A 15,187-nucleotide genomic window follows, 5' to 3' on the forward strand; every position below is an offset into this window, starting at 1 on the left:
ATCACCATTGCACAAAATAAAACCAGTTACCGGCTACTGCACACTGATGCGTAAAGCAGCCGCCGTTACAAACGGGCTCAGGGTGGCGCTACCGGCCAGCAGCGCGCCGAGGATAGCCAGATAGCCGTCTACCGGCAGATGCTGGGCCGCGGCGTCCATTGCGGCGGTGGCGAAGATAAGCAGCGGCACCGTCAGCGGCAGCACCAGCACGCTGAGCAGTACGCCCCCCCGGCGCAGGCCGACGGTCAACGCCGCCACCGGCGCCCCCAGCATACTGAGGGTCGGCGTGCCCAGCAGCAGCGTCAGGGCCATGATTTGCCAGCCGGCAAAATCCATTCCCAGCAACAACGCCGCCAGCGGGGAGAGGAGCAGCAGCGGTAGCCCGCTGACCACCCAGTGTGCCGCCACCCGGGCCAGCACCACCGCAGGCAGGGGCAGCGCCAGCAGCATCAGCTGCTCCAGGGTGCCGTCGTTAAAATCATCACGAAACAGGCGATCCATGGACAACAACGCGGCCAGCAACGCCGCCACCCAGATAACCCCCGGGGAGATCCGCGCCAGCAGTTGCGGCTCCGGGCCAATAGCCAGCGGAAACAGAGCTATCACAATCAGAAAGAACCACAGCGGATTGGCAATATCGGCACTGCCGCGCAGCGCCGTGCGTAGCCCGTGGCGGAAGACCTGCACCATCATGCCCGCCCCTCCCCATACGGCAGCGCAATACGCCGGATATTCCACGCCCCCGCCATCAGCGGCTGGTGGGTGGTCAGAATGACCATGCCCCCCTGTCGGGTATGCGCCGCCATGTGCCGGGTCAGGTGCGCCACGCCGCTGGCATCAAGGGCGGTAAAGGGCTCATCGAGGATCCAGATGGTCGCCCGGGTCAGCCACAGGCGGGACAGCGCCACACGCCGCTGTTGCCCGGCAGACAGCCGGGCAACAGGCAGATCCTCATACCCCGCCAGCCCGCAGCAGGCCAGGGCTTCCAGATATTGTGCCGCCGTGGCATCCGGGTGGTAAAAGGCCAGGTTTTCCAGCGCGCTCAGCCGGGCGTTGACCCCCGGCTGGTGGCCTATCCACAATAGCTGCGGATAAAACGCCCCGCGCACCTGGCTCAGGGGGGATCCGCCGTAGCAGACCTGGCCACTTTCCGGCACCGCCAGCCCGGTCAGCATCCGCAACAGGGTGGTTTTACCGGCGCCGTTGGCGCCGCTGATCTGCACCCACTCCCCGGCACCGATAGTAAAGGAGAGATCGTCAAACAGCGCCCGGCCATCCCGGGTGCAGCTCAGGGATCTGGCCTGTAGCCTTTGCGTGTCGCCCGTCTGCATCAGGTTAAAAACCGTTCTCTACGCCGCGCATATCCGGAAGCTGGTGAGCAATCCCTTTATGGCAGTCAATACAGGTCTGGCCGTCTTTAATCGCCTGATCGTGCAGTTTCGCCGCCACGCTCTTCTGGGCGGTCAGATCCATATACTCAAAGTTATGGCAGTTACGGCACTCCTGAGAGTCGTTATCTTTCATGCGCCGCCACTCGTTTTGCGCCATGGTCAGCCGGTGAGCCTCAAATTTTTGCGGCGTATCGATAACCCCGACAATTTTGCCGTACAGCTCTTTGCTGGCTTTGATTTTACGTAACATTTTCGGCCCCCACTCGTGGGGAACGTGGCAGTCCGGGCAGGTGGCGCGCACGCCGCTGCGGTTGCTGTAGTGCACCGATTCCAGGTACTCCTCGTATACGGTGTTGCGCATCTCATGACAGCTGATGCAAAACGCCTCGGTGTTGGCTTTTTCCATGCCGGTGTTAAAACCGCCCCAGAAAATAATCCCGCCGACAAAACCGGTCAGCAGCAGGGTGCCAAGGGCCAGACGGCTCGGGCGCCGCCACCAGTGCCACAGGCGGCGAATCACACCGGGTTTCGGGTTTCCATGTTCCATAATGACCTCTTATTTCCCGTAGCCTTGCAGCGGAGAGAAGGTGTTTTCCACAATCGGGGGCGTTTCGCTCTGCGGCACGTGGCACTGCAGGCAGAAATAGCGGCGCGGTGCCACATCGGCCAGTACGTGCCCGTCACTGTCGGTAAAGTGGGTGGGGCTGATGCGCGGTGCTCCCGTGGTGCGGTAACTGGCAACACCGTGGCACTGAAGGCAGCGGTTGGTTTTTGTGGTCACCTGATACCCTTCCACACTGTGCGGCACCAGCGGCGGCTGGTTTACGTAGTTGAGCGGCATCCGCTCCTGCTCTTTGGGGATTTTGATCCCCCCCTCCCGGGTGCCCGCAACTTCCGGGGACTGGCTGAGATCCACGCCGTTTACGGCCCAGACCGCACCGCTGGCGACCAGGGCCAGGGCGGCTAACCACCGGCACACCGTTTGTTTCAGGTCGTGGCTTTTCATGATTTCGCTCCCGAATTCCATCGTGTTGTTATTGTGAATACCTCTTCGGCACAGACATCCACACAGCGCCCGCAGGTCATGCAGTCGCGACCGGTGATCTGCGCCGGGCGGGTATGATCCAGTACCGGCTCCCGTAGCACATGGGGCTCCGGGCAAACATAAAAACAGTCCATACAGCGGTCGCAGCGCGCGCGCCCTGTGGCGCTGACCACCAGCCCCCCTTTCTGGCCCGCCAGCCCGTACAGGGCCCCCAGCGGGCACAGATGCCCGCACCAGCCGTGCTCAACAACCAGTAAGTCAAACAAAAACAGGGCGAGGATCAGCAGCGAGCCGCTGCCAAATCCCATGATCAGGCTGCGCCCGAGTAGCGACACCGGGTTCACCCACTCCCAGATCAACGTGCCGGTCAGCGCACTGCCGCCCAGCACCATGATGAGGATCAGATAGCGCAGATAGCGCGGCAGCGTTGCGGACGGGGTAAAGCCAAACCGGCGCCGCAGCCAGCTGGCGCAGTCCGTGACCGGGTTTAACGGGCACACCCAGCTGCAAAACAGCCGCGTTCCCGCCAGCCCATACAGCACCAGAATGGTCGCCGCGCCGGTAAGCGCCTCCCACCCCGGCAGGTGCCCGCTAGCCAGGCTTTGCAGCACCATCAGCGGATCGGCCAGGGGAACCGTATCCAGCAGCAGGCTGGCGCTGTAGTTGCCGTGCAGGATCCAGACCCCCAGCCAGGGGCCGCTGAGGAACATCCCCAGTACCAGTAGCTGACACAGCCGCCGCAGTACCAGCCAGCGGTGGCTGCGCCACCACCCTTTGCGGGCCCGCGCCGCGTGACCGGCCTCATGTTTACGGTTTGCCATCGCCCGCCTCCTGCCAGCCAAAGCGGTAGTGGTGGCCCAGCTCTCCCCGCGCCAGATCCAGGGGCAGAACCCGGATGGCGGGCTGCTCCAGCACACAGACTTTTTCGCATTTACCGCAGCCGGTGCAGGCGTTGCTGTGTACGGTGGGCAGAAAGCGCGCGTGCTTCCCGGTGCGGCGGTTGTGCGCCAGTTCGAGGGTGATGGCCTCATCAATGCGCGGGCACTCCCGGTAGCAGACATCGCAGCGCAACCCCTGAAAATTCAGGCAGTTTTCCTGGTCAAGCAGTACCGCAAGCCCCATGCGCGCATCGTCGATGGAGGCCAGATCCTGGTCGAGCGCCCCGCTGGGGCATACCCGGGCACAGGGGATGTCCTCGCACATTTCACAGGGAATATCCCGGGCCACAAAGTGCGGAGTACCGGCCGCCAGCCCGGAGGCCAGGGTCGCCAGCCGCAGCGTGTCGTAGGGACAGGCCTGCACACACTGGCCACAGCGGATACAGGCGCTGGCAAAATGGCTTTCGTCCAGCGCGCCCGGCGGGCGCAGGCGTACCCCGGCGGCCCGGGTGGTCTGCTGCTGTAGCCCCAGCACCACCGCCACTGTCGCCAGCCCACCGGCGGCCCGGGCCAGATCGCGCAGGAAGCGGCGCCGGTGATTGCGGTTATTCTCCAGCCGGGACACGGTGTCAGGCCTTCATCAGCCGCACGGCGCACTTTTTAAAATCCGTCTCTTTGGAGAGGGGATCTGTCGCGTCGAGGGTCAGGTTGTTCACCAGCTGGGCCGCATCAAAGAACGGCATATAGACCAGCCCCCGGGGAGGCCGGTTACGGCCACGGGTCTCAACGACCGATACCACCTCCCCCCGGCGGGAGATCACCTTAACCTTGTCGCCGCGCCGCAGGTCACGCGCTTTGGCATCCAGCGGGTGGATAAACAGCACCGCCTCCGGGAAGGCCCGGTGCAGCTCCGGCACCCGGCGGGTCATACTGCCTGTGTGCCAGTGCTCCAGCACGCGCCCGGTGGACAGCCACAGATCGAACTCTTTATCCGGCACTTCTGCGGCGGGCTCAAACGGCAGCGCGAAGATAACCGCTTTACCGTCCGGTTTACCGTAAAACTTATAGCCCTCTCCCGCTTTCACATAGGGATCGTGCCCTTCGCTGTAGCGCCACTGGGTCTCTTTGCCGTCGACCACCGGCCAGCGCAGACCCCGGGCCTGGTGGTAGGCGTCGAAAGGTGCCAGATCGTGGCCGTGGCCGCGGCCAAACCAGGCGTACTCTTCAAACAGCCCTTTTTGCAGGTAGAAACCCAGCTCGCGGGATTCATCATTCAATTGGTTCTCCGCCAGCTCGCTCAGGGGGTAGCGGGCTACCTGCGGCGTGGCAAACAGCACGTCGTACAGGGTTTTACCGCGTAATTCCGGCTTCTGCGCCAGTAAAGATTCCGGCCAGACCTCGTCCGTGCGAAAACGCCGGGCAAACTGCACCAGTTGCCAGAGATCCGATTTGGCCTCACCGGGGGCGGTGACCTGCTGGCGCCAGAACTGGGTGCGCCGCTCGGCATTGCCATAGGCGCCCTCTTTTTCAACCCACATGGCGGTCGGCAGGATCAGATCTGCGGCCAGGGCGCTGACCGTGGGGTACGGATCAGACACAATGATAAAATTGCGCGGATCGCGCCAGCCCGGCAGCCGATCCTCATTGATATTGGGGCCCGCCTGCATGTTGTTGTTGCACATCACCCAGTAAACGTTCAGTTTGCCGTCTTTCAGGGCCCGGTCCTGGGCCACCGCGTGCAGCCCCACTTTCGCCGGGATCGTGCCCGCCGGGAGTTGCCAGTGCTGCTCACAGATCTGGCGGTGCTTCTCACTGGTGACCACCATGTCTGCCGGTAAGCGGTGGGCGAAGGTGCCCACTTCCCGGGCGGTGCCGCAGGCGGAGGGCTGCCCGGTCAGTGAAAACGGCCCGCACCCGGGGCGGGAGATTTTGCCGGTCAGCAGATGCAGGTTGTAGACCAGGTTATTGGCCCATACCCCACGGGTATGCTGGTTAAACCCCATGGTCCAGTAGGAGATCACTTTTTTCGTCGGATCTGCATACAGCTTCGCCAGCTGCTCCAGCTGATCCGCCGGGACACCGCTCATCGCCACGGTTTTTTCGAGGGTATACTCCGCCACAAAGGCTTTGTACTCATCAAACGTCATCGGCTCTGAAGCATCGGACCCCGGGTTTTTCGCTGCTTTTTCCAGCGGGTGGCTGGGCCGCAGGCCGTAGCCGATATCGGTGGCCCCTTTGCGCAGGTTCACATGCCGGGTGAAAAAGTCCTGATTGACCGCGTTATTCTGAATAATGTAGTTGGCAATGTAGTTGAGGATAACCAGATCGCTCTGGGGGGTGAACACCATGCCGTTATCCGCCAGTTCAAAGCTGCGGTGCTGGAAGGTGGACAATACCGCCACATTCACCTGAGGGTCTGACAGGCGGCGGTTAGTAATACGCGACCAGAGGATCGGGTGCATTTCGGCCATATTGGCACCCCACAACACGAAGGCATCCGCCTGTTCGATGTCGTCGTAGCAGCCCATGGGTTCATCCATACCGAAGGTGCGCATAAAGCCCACCACGGCAGAGGCCATGCAGTGGCGGGCGTTCGGGTCAATGTTATTGCTGCGAAAACCGGCTTTAAACAGCTTCGCGGCGGCATACCCTTCCCAGATGGTCCACTGGCCGGAGCCGAACATGCCTACCGCCTCGGGGCCTTTTTCGCGCAGGGCGGTTTTGAACTTCGCCTCCATGACGTCGAACGCCTGTTCCCAGCTCACGGGAGTGAACTCGCCGTCTTTGTGGTACTCACCGCCTTTCATGCGCAACAGCGGCTGGGTCAGACGGTCTTTGCCGTAGATAATTTTCGGCAGGAAATAGCCTTTAATGCAGTTCAGCCCCCGGTTGACCGGTGCATCCGGATCCCCCTGGCAGGCGACGATTTTCCCCTGTTGGGTGCCCACCAGCACGCCGCAGCCCGTGCCGCAAAAACGGCACGGCGCTTTGTCCCAGGTAATGGCTTCCTGCTGGCCCACCACCGCCCGGGCGACGCCCGGTACGCTGAGCCCGGCAGCCGCCGCAGCGGCCGCGACGGCATTAGCTTTCATAAAGCTACGACGACTGAGTTTCATGGTGTTTCCTCACCTTGCTGATCCTGCTGGTGATAAACCAGCGATACCGCCAGCACGCCAGCGACATTGCGTACCGACTCAATGTGTTGCACCAGTAGCAGGTGCTGTTTTGCCTCGATCACGAGGATAATCTGCCCGCTGGCCGCATCGGTCAGCGCCACTTCGCAACCGGCTATCTGGCGCAACTGTGCGCAGATAGCCGCGAAATCACCGGATCTGGCCTGAACGATCAGGCTGCAAACCTGCCAGTTAGTGGTCACAGGCGTACTCCACGGTTATTGCCGATACCGGGCAGCTGGCAACGCAGGCGCCGCACCCCGGGCAGGCATGATTATCAAGTTGTGGCTGGCTGATACCGGAGAGCTGCGCCCGGAAGGTGATGGCCCCGTAAGGGCAGTTATCTTCACAGCTACGGCACATCACGGCGTTACGGGTCAGGCACTGGCTGCCCGGGGAGACCGCCAGGCGCCAGGGGTGCGCCTCGCGGGGCAGAAAGAGTGACCGGGGGCAGGCGGCCGCGCAGGCATAGCAGAAGCTGCACTCCCCGCGGGAGAAATCCACCACCGGATAGCCGCCGGGGCCACGGCGCAGAAGCTGATTCTCGCAGGCGTTAATGCAGAGATCGCAGCGGTGACAGTGGGCCAGAAAATGGGCCTCATGGCCGCTCCAGGGTGGGCGGATCCCGGCCATGGCGCTGTGGCTGCGGCCGGTCAGCAAACCGCGACGCGTTCTATCAACCATGACATTGTCTTCCATAAACAGCGCGCATCCAGGCGCGAAACGGCCAAATAAACGGATAATCCGTAGCGTTTTATATGGCTGTTAAGATATTTCACCCGGCGTAAGCGGCGCATACCCCAATAGGGTTAAATACCGTGACCGGATCAAAAGAGTGGTTATTCAGGATGATGAAATGTGCTATTGCTCACATTTTATGGCAGGGGGCTAACTCACCCTCTGGCGGCATGGGCCCGGCAGAGTTGTTCAATAAGTTCGCCAAGCTGTTTTACCCCCTGCTCTTCGCGCTCCCCCCAGCTCCAGGCGGTATTAAAGCGGAAAAATGACGCCCGGCTATCGGTGGCGGAAAACATCTTCCCGGGGGCAATGCTGATATTGCAGGCCAGCGCCCTGGCGCTCAGCACGCTGGCATCGATCCCTGCGGGCAGCTCCAGCCATAAAAAGTAACCGCTGTCGCTGTGGTGAATGGTGACGTCCGCAGGCAGATGGCGCAACAGGGCCTGCCAGGCCCGCTGTTTGCGCTCGGCAAGCTGGCGGCGCAAACGGCGCAGGTGGGCGTCGTAACGCCGGGAGGTAATAAAATCCACCAGCGCCAGCTGCATCGGGGAGCTGGTGGATAAGGTGCTCATCAGCTGCAGTTGCTGGATACGCCGGGCATATTTCCCCGCCGCGACCCACCCAATCCGGAACCCCGGCACCAGGCACTTGGAAAATGAGCTGCAGTGAAGCACCCGGTCCTGATTATCCCAGTATTTCGCCGGCAGGGGTTTATTGCGGCCGAAATAGAGCTCGCTGTAGACGTCGTCTTCAATCAGCACCACGTTATAGCGGGCAAGCAGCGCAACCAGCTGCGCTTTTTTCCCGGCACTCAGGGTAAACCCCAGCGGGTTCTGGCTGTTGGTCATCAGCCAGAGGGCTTTCATCGGGTACTGCCGGAGCGCCTGCTCCAGGGCCGCCAGATCGATACCTTCGCGGATATCGGTGTTAATCGCGACCGCTTTCAGGCGCAGCCGCTCCAGGGCCTGTAGCGCACCGTAAAAGCACGGGTCCTCCACCCCGACCCAGTCACCGGGCTCACTGACCGCCTGGAGGCTCAGGTTCAGCGCCTCCAGGGCTCCGCTGGTGATGACTATCTCATCCGGGGAGATATTCATCCCCTGGCGGGCATAGCGCCTTGCAATGGCGTGGCGCAGCCCGGCATTCCCGGGGGGTAAGTTCTCTATCACGCTCATGGCGGTCATGGTTTTGCTCACCCGGGCCAGGGAGCGGGTAAGCGGTTGCAGCGGGAACAGGCGCGGATCGGGAAACGCAGAGGCGAACGGCAGCACATCGGGGTGGCGGCTGGCCTGAAGAACATCAAAAATATAGCGGTTGATATCAACGGATTCATTACTGGTCACCGGCACAGGAGGGGCTGGCTGCTCCCGGGAAACCGGATGCGGCGCCACATAGTAGCCGGACTGGGGGCGGGCAATAATTCGCCCCTGACTTTCCAGTTGCTGGTAGGCGTGGCTGACGGTCATAAAACTCATGCCGCTGCTGGCTACCTGCTCGCGCAGTGACGGCAGCCGATCACCCGGCTGCCAGACGCCAAGGGCTATCTGTTCGCTGATTTGCTGTGCCAGTTGCTGGTATTTTTTCATTCTGCTGCCCCGTATCGCGACCTTACGCACAGCATATCAGATGTTAAAAAAAGGTATATATTAAGACCTGTTATTGTTAAGCGTACGCCCATACTGATATGGGACAAAAGACAGGCGGCAAAATGGGAGTATTGTTCCCCGGAGAGCATAAGGTATGCTGCTTCCCGGGTGATATGACTATGCTATGGAGTGGAGAATGAAGCGCGCAGCAACGCAATTATATGGCCTGGCCCTGGGGCTTGGCCTGGGTCTGACACTACTCTCTGGTGCCGCAACCGCCGGCGAAAACGGCCAGCTGGTGACGCGCAAAGCGCTATCCGCCGCCGATCAGCTCAGCGAGGCTGCCGTTCAGTACCGTATCGGGTATCGCGCCGGAAATGGCGTGGCCGGTAAAGGCATGCGCACAGACAGCGCGGCCATATTCCTCCCGTTTGGCGAGGCGCCCAAAGAGGGCTGGCCGGTCGTGGTCTGGGCCCACGGCACCGCAGGCATTGCCAGCGAGTGCGCACCGTCGCTCAACCCGCGCACAGCACGTGAGAGCCAGTATCTGAATACCTGGCTCTCGCTGGGGTTTGCGGTTGTCGCGCCAGACTATCAGGGGCTGGGCTCCGGCGGGCTGCACCACTATCTGAATGCCCGCGCCGAGGCCTGGAGCGTGCTGGACAGCATCCGGGCGGCGCTGGCGCACTTCCCGCTGCAAAATAAACTGATCCTGATTGGCCAGTCCCAGGGGGCTCACGCCGCCTTTGCCGCCGCCGGGTATCAGCCACAATATGCCAGCGATCTGAATATTGTGGCGACCGTGGTCACCGGCACCCCGTATTTTAATCAGCCCCAGGCGCTACAGGCGTTGCTTGACACCCGCGACCAGGAGAGCCCCGAAGGTGATCCGCGGATCCCGCCGCTGTTTTATCTCTGGCAGTCGGCCGCTGACCATAACCACACCATTAACGCCGCCGATTATTTTACCGGGGCGGCCCTCCCCCTGCTGGCGCAGTCGCGCCAGTTATGTCTGCGCCCGTTAACCGGGGCCGTGGCAAAAAACAAACTGACGATGAGCAACACCCTGAAACCGGCCTTCCGGGAGATGCTCGCCGCTGAGGAGAAGGTCATCAGCTTCCCGACCCTGAAAATAACGCATCCGGTGTTTATCGGGATCGGGGGGAAAGATCTTACCTTCCCGGGCGCCATGCAAAAACAGTTCGCCCGTGATGTCCGGCAGGCCGGGACGTCGGTTAGCGTGCATTACTACCCTGAGCTGGATAGCGACAGCCTCGTTAACCCGTCGCTGCGCGATGTGGTGCCTTTTGTCCTGCAACAGATGGCCGCCGGAGAAAAGAAAAGCCAGTAAACACCGGGCGCCCTGCGGTTGCGTAATCGCCAGCTATGGCCTATAGCTAAAGCGTCTTTTGTTTATTTCAGGAGCGAACTATGGGTTATTACGTGATTAAAAAATCGGAAAAAGCCGTCGCGCAGCCTTACTATTTTCTGCTGAAAGCCGGGAACCACGAAACCATCGCCACCAGCGAAATGTACGCCACCAAAGAGGCGGCCAAAAAAGGGATCGCCTCAGTGCAGAAGAACGGCCCCAGCGACGATATCCGCGACGAAACCGTCTGACGCGCGACTCCACCTGGCTGTGCATCAGGCCAGCCAGGTTTTTAGCGTCTTCCCCGCAATATCCAGAAACGCTCTTAGCCCCGGCGACACAAACTGCTGGCGGGGATAGACCAGATGAATAGGATCCTGCTTCGCCTGCCACTGGGGCAGCAGCCTCACCAGCCGCCCTTCCTGGCATGCCTGGCGGCATAAATAGTCCGGCAATAGCGCCACACCGCCCCCGGCCAGTACCATGTTCATCACCAGGCCAATATTATTCACCACGATTTGCTGGCCCACCGGCACCGTGACATGCTGCGCCCCCCGGGAGAAGGCCCAGGCGGTTTTCCCCATTGGGGTGAACTGCAGACAGGGGTGCTGGCAGAGCTGTTCGGGGGTTTCAGGGGCGGGTGTGGTTGCGAGATACCCCGGGCTGGTAAAGACAGCCCAGCGGGCGGTGCCCACTTTGCGGGCCACCAGCGAGGAATCCTCCAGCTCCCCGGCCCGGATAGCCGCATCAACCCCTTCAGAGACCAGATCCATACGCCGGTGGGTCAGCAACAGCTCAACCTGTAGCCGGGGCCAGCGGTCGCGTATCTCCAGTAAAATGGATGCCAGCAACTGTTCCCCGAGATCCGGCAGTACCGACACCCGGAGCAGGCCGCAGGGTTCAGCGGCGACAACCTTAATGGCCGCTTCCGCATCCAGTAACTGCCCCAGCCCGGCCGAGGCGTGCTGAAAATAAATCTGCCCCGCCTCCGTCAGGTGCAGCCGCCGGGTTGTGCGCTGGAGCAACGTGATCCCGAGGCGTTTTTCAAGCATCGCCACCCGGTGGCTGACGGTCGATACCGGCAGCGACAGCTGGCGCGCCGCCGCACTGAAGCTGCCAGCCTGTACTACCTTAATAAATACCGCAATCTGATTGAAGTCCATTTAACAACTCACTGGAAAGTGTTTTTGGATTTAACCATCTACACAACAAATCTGCAACTTCCTATAGTGATCACATCCAGATTAGCGGAGTGCCACCATGAAAAAAGTTGCCTTTATTAAACGCAGTAACGGCCGCCACTGGGTTGGTAACGGTTTTCCGGTAATGAATATTTTCTCTTACCGGGATAACCCCGAAGCCATGTCCCCGTTTCTGCTGCTGGATTATGCCGGTCCGACCACGTTCTCCCCCACCGGTGAAAAACGCGGTGTCGGGCAACATCCTCACCGTGGTTTCGAAACTGTGACTATTGTTTATGCAGGCGGTGTTTCACACCGGGACTCTTCCGGTGGCGGGGGCACCATTGGCCCGGGGGATGTTCAGTGGATGACTGCCGCCTCTGGCGTGATTCACGAAGAGTACCACAGCCCCGAATTTGCCCGTCAGGGCGGTGCGTTTGAGATGGTCCAGTTGTGGGTCAACCTGCCCGCCCGGCACAAAATGGCGGCACCGGGATACCAGGGGATCACCGCAGAGACGATACCGGACATCCCCCTGCCGGATGGCGCAGGCCAGGTGCGGGTGATTGCCGGTGAGTACAGCGGGATCCGCGGCCCGGCCCGCACCATGACCCCGATGAATGTCTGGGATCTTCAGCTGCTGGCCGGCCACCAGGTGACTATAATGCTGCCCCCGGGCCACACCACGGCGCTGTTTGTGTTGCACGGTGAGCTGCAAACGGACGGGCAGCCCGTCGGCAGTGCTGAGCTGGCGGTAATGTCCCGCGCGGGCGAGCATCTGGTGCTGGAGGCCAGTAAAGAAACAAGGCTTTTACTGTTAAGCGGCGAGCCGCTCAATGAGCCCGTAGTGGGGCACGGCCCGTTTGTGATGAATACCCGGGAAGAGATTAGCCAGGCTATCCGCGATTTTACCCGCGGCCAGTTCGGGCAAATCCAGCCGGACAATAGCACTGAAAATAACTGAAGGAGAGGTACTATGAGTAAACCTTACATTAAGCTGGATAAAAACGATGTTGCGGTTCTGCTGGTAGATCACCAGGCGGGTTTATCGTCACTGGTGCGTGATATTGATCCGGATAAATTCAACAATAACGTGCTGGCGCTGGCCGATCTGGCAAAATATTTTAATCTGCCGACCATCCTGACCACCAGTTTTGAAGATGGCCCTAACGGCCCGTTAATGACCGAGTTAAAAGATCTGTTCCCGGATGCGCCCTACATTGCCCGCCCCGGGCAGATCAACGCCTGGGACAACGAAGACTTTGTCAAAGCGGTGAAAGCCACCGGGAAAAAACAGCTGCTTATTGCCGGTATCGTGACTGAAGTGTGCGTGGCCTTCCCGGCCCTGTCCGCCCTTGAAGAGGGGTTTGAGGTCTTTGTCGTGACCGACGCTTCCGGCACCTTTAACGAGCTGACCCGCCAGTCTGCCTGGGATCGCATGAGCAACGCCGGGGCCCAGCTGATGACCTGGTTTGGCGTCGCCTGCGAGTTACACCGCGACTGGCGTAATGATATTGAAGGGCTGGGCACCCTGTTCAGTAATCATATTCCCGACTACCGTAGCCTGATGAACAGCTACAGTACCGTCATTAACCGCAAATCCTGACCCGGATACCGCCCCGCACCTGCGGGGCGGTGTCACTAAATGCCGCTGGTGTCGCCAGGTGTGGGGCGTCAGCTTTTAAGCCCGCGATTCTCCAGCATTGGCTCTATTTCCGGATCGTGGCCGCGCCAGTGGTAATAAAGTGCTGCCAAATCAGCGCTGTTGCCACGGGAGAGTATCGCCTCGCGGAAGCGCTCACCGTTTTCCCGGGTTAAACCGCCCTGCTCTTCGAACCATTTATAGCCGTCATCTGCCAGCATCTGAGTCCATAAATAGGCGTAATATCCTGCCGCGTAGCCGCCGCCCCAGATATGGGCGAAATAACTGCTGCGGTAACGGGGAGGCACCGCCTCCAGCGCCAGCTGCTCCCCGGCCAGAATCGCCGGCTCCACCACGGATACGTCGGTATTATCCCCGGGTTTTATCAGGTGCCAGTTCATATCCAGCAGCGCGGCGCTGAGCAGCTCCGTCATGTCGTAGCCTTTATTAAAGGTGCTGGCGCGAAACAGCTTCTCACGCAGGGCTTCCGGCATCGGCGCGCCGGTGCTGTGGTGGCGGGCATAGTGCTCAAACACCACCGGATGGCTGGCCCAGTGCTCATTAATTTGCGAAGGAAACTCCACAAAATCCCGCGGCGTATTGGTACCGGATAAGCTGGCATAGCGCTGGCTGGCAAACAGCCCGTGCAGCGCGTGGCCGAACTCATGAAAGAGTGTGATAACATCATCCCAGGAGATCAGCGCAGGCTGGCCCGCAGGCGGGTACTGATAGTTACAGACATTGTAAATAACCGGTGCGCTGGCCAGTAACGTCGACTGTTCAACAAAATTCCCCATCCAGGCGCCGCCGCATTTGCTGTCCCGGGCAAAGAAATCACCGTAGTACAGGGCAAGCCCGCGGCCGTCGTTATCGAAAATCTCCCAGACCCGGACATCCTCCTGGTAAACCGGCAGATCGTAACGCTCCACAAATTTCAGACCATAAAGCTGCGTTGCCGCCCAGAATACCCCCTTCTCCAGCACGTTATTCAGCTCAAAATAGGGGCGAATGCTGGACTCATCAAGCGCGTATTGTTGCGCCCGCACCTGCTCCGCATACCAGGCCCAGTCCCAGGCCTGCACGGAAAAGCCACCCTGCTGCTGGTCAATCAGCGCCTGAATGTCCGCCTGCTCCCGTGCCACCCGCGCCCGGGCAGCCGGAACAATATTACGCATAAATGTCAGAGCGGCTTCAGGGGTTTTGGCCATCTGATCGGCCGTGCTCCAGCTGGCATAATCGGCAAATCCCAGAATACGGGCCTGCTCAGCACGCAGTGCTGCCAGGCGACTGATGATGGCGCGGGTATCGTTGGCATCGTTTTTTTCTGCACGCGACCAGCCCGCGCGGAACAGGCGCTCCCGGGTCTCCCGGCAGGACAACGACTGCAACGCCGGTTGCTGTGTGGTGTTCAGTAGCGGTAATAACCACCCTGAATCCAGCCCCTTCGCCTGCGCGGCATCCCGGGCGGCGGCGATTTCGGCCTCGCTCAGCCCAGCCAGCTGGCGCACATCATCAATATGCAGCCCGCCGTTCTTATTCGCCGCCAGTAATAACCGGTTAAACTGGCTGGTCAGTCGGGCGGACTCTTTATTTAACGCCGCCAGCTGCGCCTTTTGTGGTGCCGCAAGCCGGGCCCCGGCCAGCACAAATCGCTGCCAGACGACCTCAACCAGGCGCAGTGATTCGGCATCCAGCCCTGACTGGTGGCGCCGCTGGTAGACCTCATCCAGCCGTCTGAACAGTTGCTCATTGAGGTAGATATCATCGTGCAGCCCGGCAAGCTCAGTGGAAAATTCCTCATCCAGCTGCTGGAGCTTATCGTTAGTATGGGCCGATGCCATGGCAAAAAAGATGGCCGTCACCCGGGATAGCATCCGGCCGCTTTTTTCCAGGGCCAGAAAGGTGTTGTCGAAGCAGGCTTCCGCCCGGTTACTGATGATCGAAGCCAGCTCCTGGCGCTTGATCCTGATGGCTTCATCAAACGCCGGACGGTAATCATCATCCGTTATCTGATCAAATACCGGTGCCCGGTACGGCAGCGGGCTGACGGAGAAAAAAGGATTGCTGGTGCCCATGGTGACTCCCTGATGCCAAAGCAAAACCCTAGAGTATGCGCCTGGCCGCCGGGGGGCAATATTTGCCGGCAGATATCTCAGGCGAAGTCACGCACCACATGATAAGGTA

Annotated in this window: 16 protein-coding genes; 4 read left to right on the forward strand and 12 right to left on the reverse strand. The window is 60.6% G+C overall.

Annotated features, from left to right (window positions below; translation table 11 throughout):
- Nucleotides 1–33: 33 nt before the first annotated feature.
- The 10 genes from ccmB to EBL_RS10375 form a co-directional block, all read right to left on the reverse strand.
- Nucleotides 34–693, reverse strand: a complete 660-nt coding sequence (ccmB, locus tag EBL_RS10330; protein ID WP_002443540.1) for a heme exporter protein CcmB — start codon at nt 691–693, stop codon at nt 34–36.
- Nucleotides 690–1,331 carry a cytochrome c biogenesis heme-transporting ATPase CcmA gene (gene ccmA / locus EBL_RS10335; protein WP_002443537.1) on the reverse strand — a complete coding sequence of 214 codons (642 nt, stop codon included), beginning with the start codon at nt 1,329–1,331 and terminating at the stop codon, nt 690–692. The genes ccmB and ccmA overlap by 4 nt, the downstream gene beginning before the upstream one ends.
- 4 nt (nt 1,332–1,335) lie before the next feature.
- The gene (gene napC, locus EBL_RS10340) at nt 1,336–1,938 is read right to left on the reverse strand and encodes a cytochrome c-type protein NapC (RefSeq protein ID WP_002443535.1); all 603 of its coding nucleotides are present in this window, start codon (nt 1,936–1,938) and stop codon (nt 1,336–1,338) included.
- A 9-nt stretch (nt 1,939–1,947) separates the two neighbouring features.
- A complete protein-coding gene (gene napB, locus EBL_RS10345; RefSeq protein WP_002443533.1) occupies nt 1,948–2,397 on the reverse strand; it encodes a nitrate reductase cytochrome c-type subunit in 450 nt (149 codons plus the stop codon).
- Entirely contained in the window at nt 2,394–3,257 is an 864-nt protein-coding gene (gene napH / locus EBL_RS10350) for a quinol dehydrogenase ferredoxin subunit NapH (protein WP_002443531.1), read from the reverse strand. The genes napB and napH overlap by 4 nt, the downstream gene beginning before the upstream one ends.
- Nucleotides 3,244–3,939, reverse strand: coding sequence for a ferredoxin-type protein NapG (gene napG / locus EBL_RS10355; protein ID WP_002443530.1), 696 nt, complete (start codon nt 3,937–3,939; stop codon nt 3,244–3,246). Before napG ends, napH begins: the two co-directional genes overlap by 14 nt.
- Before the next feature lie 4 nt (nt 3,940–3,943).
- A complete protein-coding gene (napA, locus tag EBL_RS10360; RefSeq protein WP_002443528.1) occupies nt 3,944–6,430 on the reverse strand; it encodes a nitrate reductase catalytic subunit NapA in 2,487 nt (828 codons plus the stop codon).
- Nucleotides 6,427–6,690, reverse strand: coding sequence for a chaperone NapD (gene napD / locus EBL_RS10365; RefSeq protein ID WP_002443526.1), 264 nt, complete (start codon nt 6,688–6,690; stop codon nt 6,427–6,429). Before napD ends, napA begins: the two co-directional genes overlap by 4 nt.
- The gene (gene napF / locus EBL_RS10370; RefSeq protein WP_002443524.1) at nt 6,680–7,171 is read right to left on the reverse strand and encodes a ferredoxin-type protein NapF; all 492 of its coding nucleotides are present in this window, start codon (nt 7,169–7,171) and stop codon (nt 6,680–6,682) included. Before napF ends, napD begins: the two co-directional genes overlap by 11 nt.
- A 209-nt stretch (nt 7,172–7,380) precedes the next feature.
- The gene (locus EBL_RS10375; protein ID WP_002443522.1) at nt 7,381–8,811 is read right to left on the reverse strand and encodes an aminotransferase-like domain-containing protein; all 1,431 of its coding nucleotides are present in this window, start codon (nt 8,809–8,811) and stop codon (nt 7,381–7,383) included.
- A 196-nt stretch (nt 8,812–9,007) separates the two neighbouring features.
- Here EBL_RS10375 and EBL_RS10380 point away from each other — a divergent pair, with 196 nt between their 5' ends.
- Both EBL_RS10380 and EBL_RS10385 read left to right on the forward strand, forming a co-directional pair.
- Nucleotides 9,008–10,162: an alpha/beta hydrolase gene (locus EBL_RS10380; protein WP_002443521.1), complete on the forward strand. Its 1,155-nt coding sequence runs from the start codon at nt 9,008–9,010 to the stop codon at nt 10,160–10,162.
- An 80-nt stretch (nt 10,163–10,242) separates the two neighbouring features.
- Complete coding sequence (locus EBL_RS10385) at nt 10,243–10,431, forward strand: YegP family protein (RefSeq protein ID WP_002443519.1); 189 nt, start codon at nt 10,243–10,245, stop codon at nt 10,429–10,431.
- Between the two features lie 24 nt (nt 10,432–10,455).
- On the opposite strand, the gene EBL_RS10390 is transcribed toward EBL_RS10385, so the two are convergent.
- Nucleotides 10,456–11,343 (reverse strand): LysR family transcriptional regulator, encoded by an 888-nt coding sequence (locus EBL_RS10390; protein WP_002443517.1) that lies wholly within the window; start codon nt 11,341–11,343, stop codon nt 10,456–10,458.
- 97 nt (nt 11,344–11,440) lie between these two features.
- Between EBL_RS10390 and EBL_RS10395 the strand changes: the two genes are divergently transcribed.
- Complete coding sequence (locus EBL_RS10395; RefSeq protein WP_002443515.1) at nt 11,441–12,325, forward strand: pirin family protein; 885 nt, start codon at nt 11,441–11,443, stop codon at nt 12,323–12,325.
- Between the two features lie 12 nt (nt 12,326–12,337).
- Nucleotides 12,338–12,967, forward strand: coding sequence for an isochorismate family cysteine hydrolase YcaC (gene ycaC, locus EBL_RS10400; RefSeq protein WP_002443513.1), 630 nt, complete (start codon nt 12,338–12,340; stop codon nt 12,965–12,967).
- A gap of 68 nt (nt 12,968–13,035) precedes the next feature.
- On the opposite strand, the gene dcp is transcribed toward ycaC, so the two are convergent.
- Nucleotides 13,036–15,078 (reverse strand): peptidyl-dipeptidase Dcp, encoded by a 2,043-nt coding sequence (gene dcp / locus EBL_RS10405; protein WP_002443511.1) that lies wholly within the window; start codon nt 15,076–15,078, stop codon nt 13,036–13,038.
- Nucleotides 15,079–15,187 lie beyond the last annotated feature (109 nt).

This window comes from Shimwellia blattae DSM 4481 = NBRC 105725, from assembly GCF_000262305.1.
In the GTDB taxonomy this organism is placed as follows: Bacteria; Pseudomonadota; Gammaproteobacteria; order Enterobacterales; family Enterobacteriaceae; genus Shimwellia; species Shimwellia blattae.

Excerpts from the sequence above, each read along its gene's own strand:
- ccmB (WP_002443540.1), bottom strand. The coding sequence starts at position 693 with ATGATGGTGCAGGTCTTCCGCCACGGGCTACGCACGGCGCTGCGCGGC.
- ccmA (WP_002443537.1), bottom strand. The coding sequence starts at position 1,331 with ATGCAGACGGGCGACACGCAAAGGCTACAGGCCAGATCCCTGAGCTGC.
- napC (WP_002443535.1), bottom strand. The coding sequence starts at position 1,938 with ATGGAACATGGAAACCCGAAACCCGGTGTGATTCGCCGCCTGTGGCAC.
- napB (WP_002443533.1), bottom strand. The coding sequence starts at position 2,397 with ATGAAAAGCCACGACCTGAAACAAACGGTGTGCCGGTGGTTAGCCGCC.
- napH (WP_002443531.1), bottom strand. The coding sequence starts at position 3,257 with ATGGCAAACCGTAAACATGAGGCCGGTCACGCGGCGCGGGCCCGCAAA.
- napA (WP_002443528.1), bottom strand. The coding sequence starts at position 6,430 with ATGAAACTCAGTCGTCGTAGCTTTATGAAAGCTAATGCCGTCGCGGCC.
- napF (WP_002443524.1), bottom strand. The coding sequence starts at position 7,171 with ATGGTTGATAGAACGCGTCGCGGTTTGCTGACCGGCCGCAGCCACAGC.
- EBL_RS10375 (WP_002443522.1), bottom strand. The coding sequence starts at position 8,811 with ATGAAAAAATACCAGCAACTGGCACAGCAAATCAGCGAACAGATAGCC.
- EBL_RS10380 (WP_002443521.1), top strand. The coding sequence starts at position 9,008 with ATGAAGCGCGCAGCAACGCAATTATATGGCCTGGCCCTGGGGCTTGGC.
- EBL_RS10385 (WP_002443519.1), top strand. The coding sequence starts at position 10,243 with ATGGGTTATTACGTGATTAAAAAATCGGAAAAAGCCGTCGCGCAGCCT.
- EBL_RS10390 (WP_002443517.1), bottom strand. The coding sequence starts at position 11,343 with ATGGACTTCAATCAGATTGCGGTATTTATTAAGGTAGTACAGGCTGGC.
- EBL_RS10395 (WP_002443515.1), top strand. The coding sequence starts at position 11,441 with ATGAAAAAAGTTGCCTTTATTAAACGCAGTAACGGCCGCCACTGGGTT.
- ycaC (WP_002443513.1), top strand. The coding sequence starts at position 12,338 with ATGAGTAAACCTTACATTAAGCTGGATAAAAACGATGTTGCGGTTCTG.
- dcp (WP_002443511.1), bottom strand. The coding sequence starts at position 15,078 with ATGGGCACCAGCAATCCTTTTTTCTCCGTCAGCCCGCTGCCGTACCGG.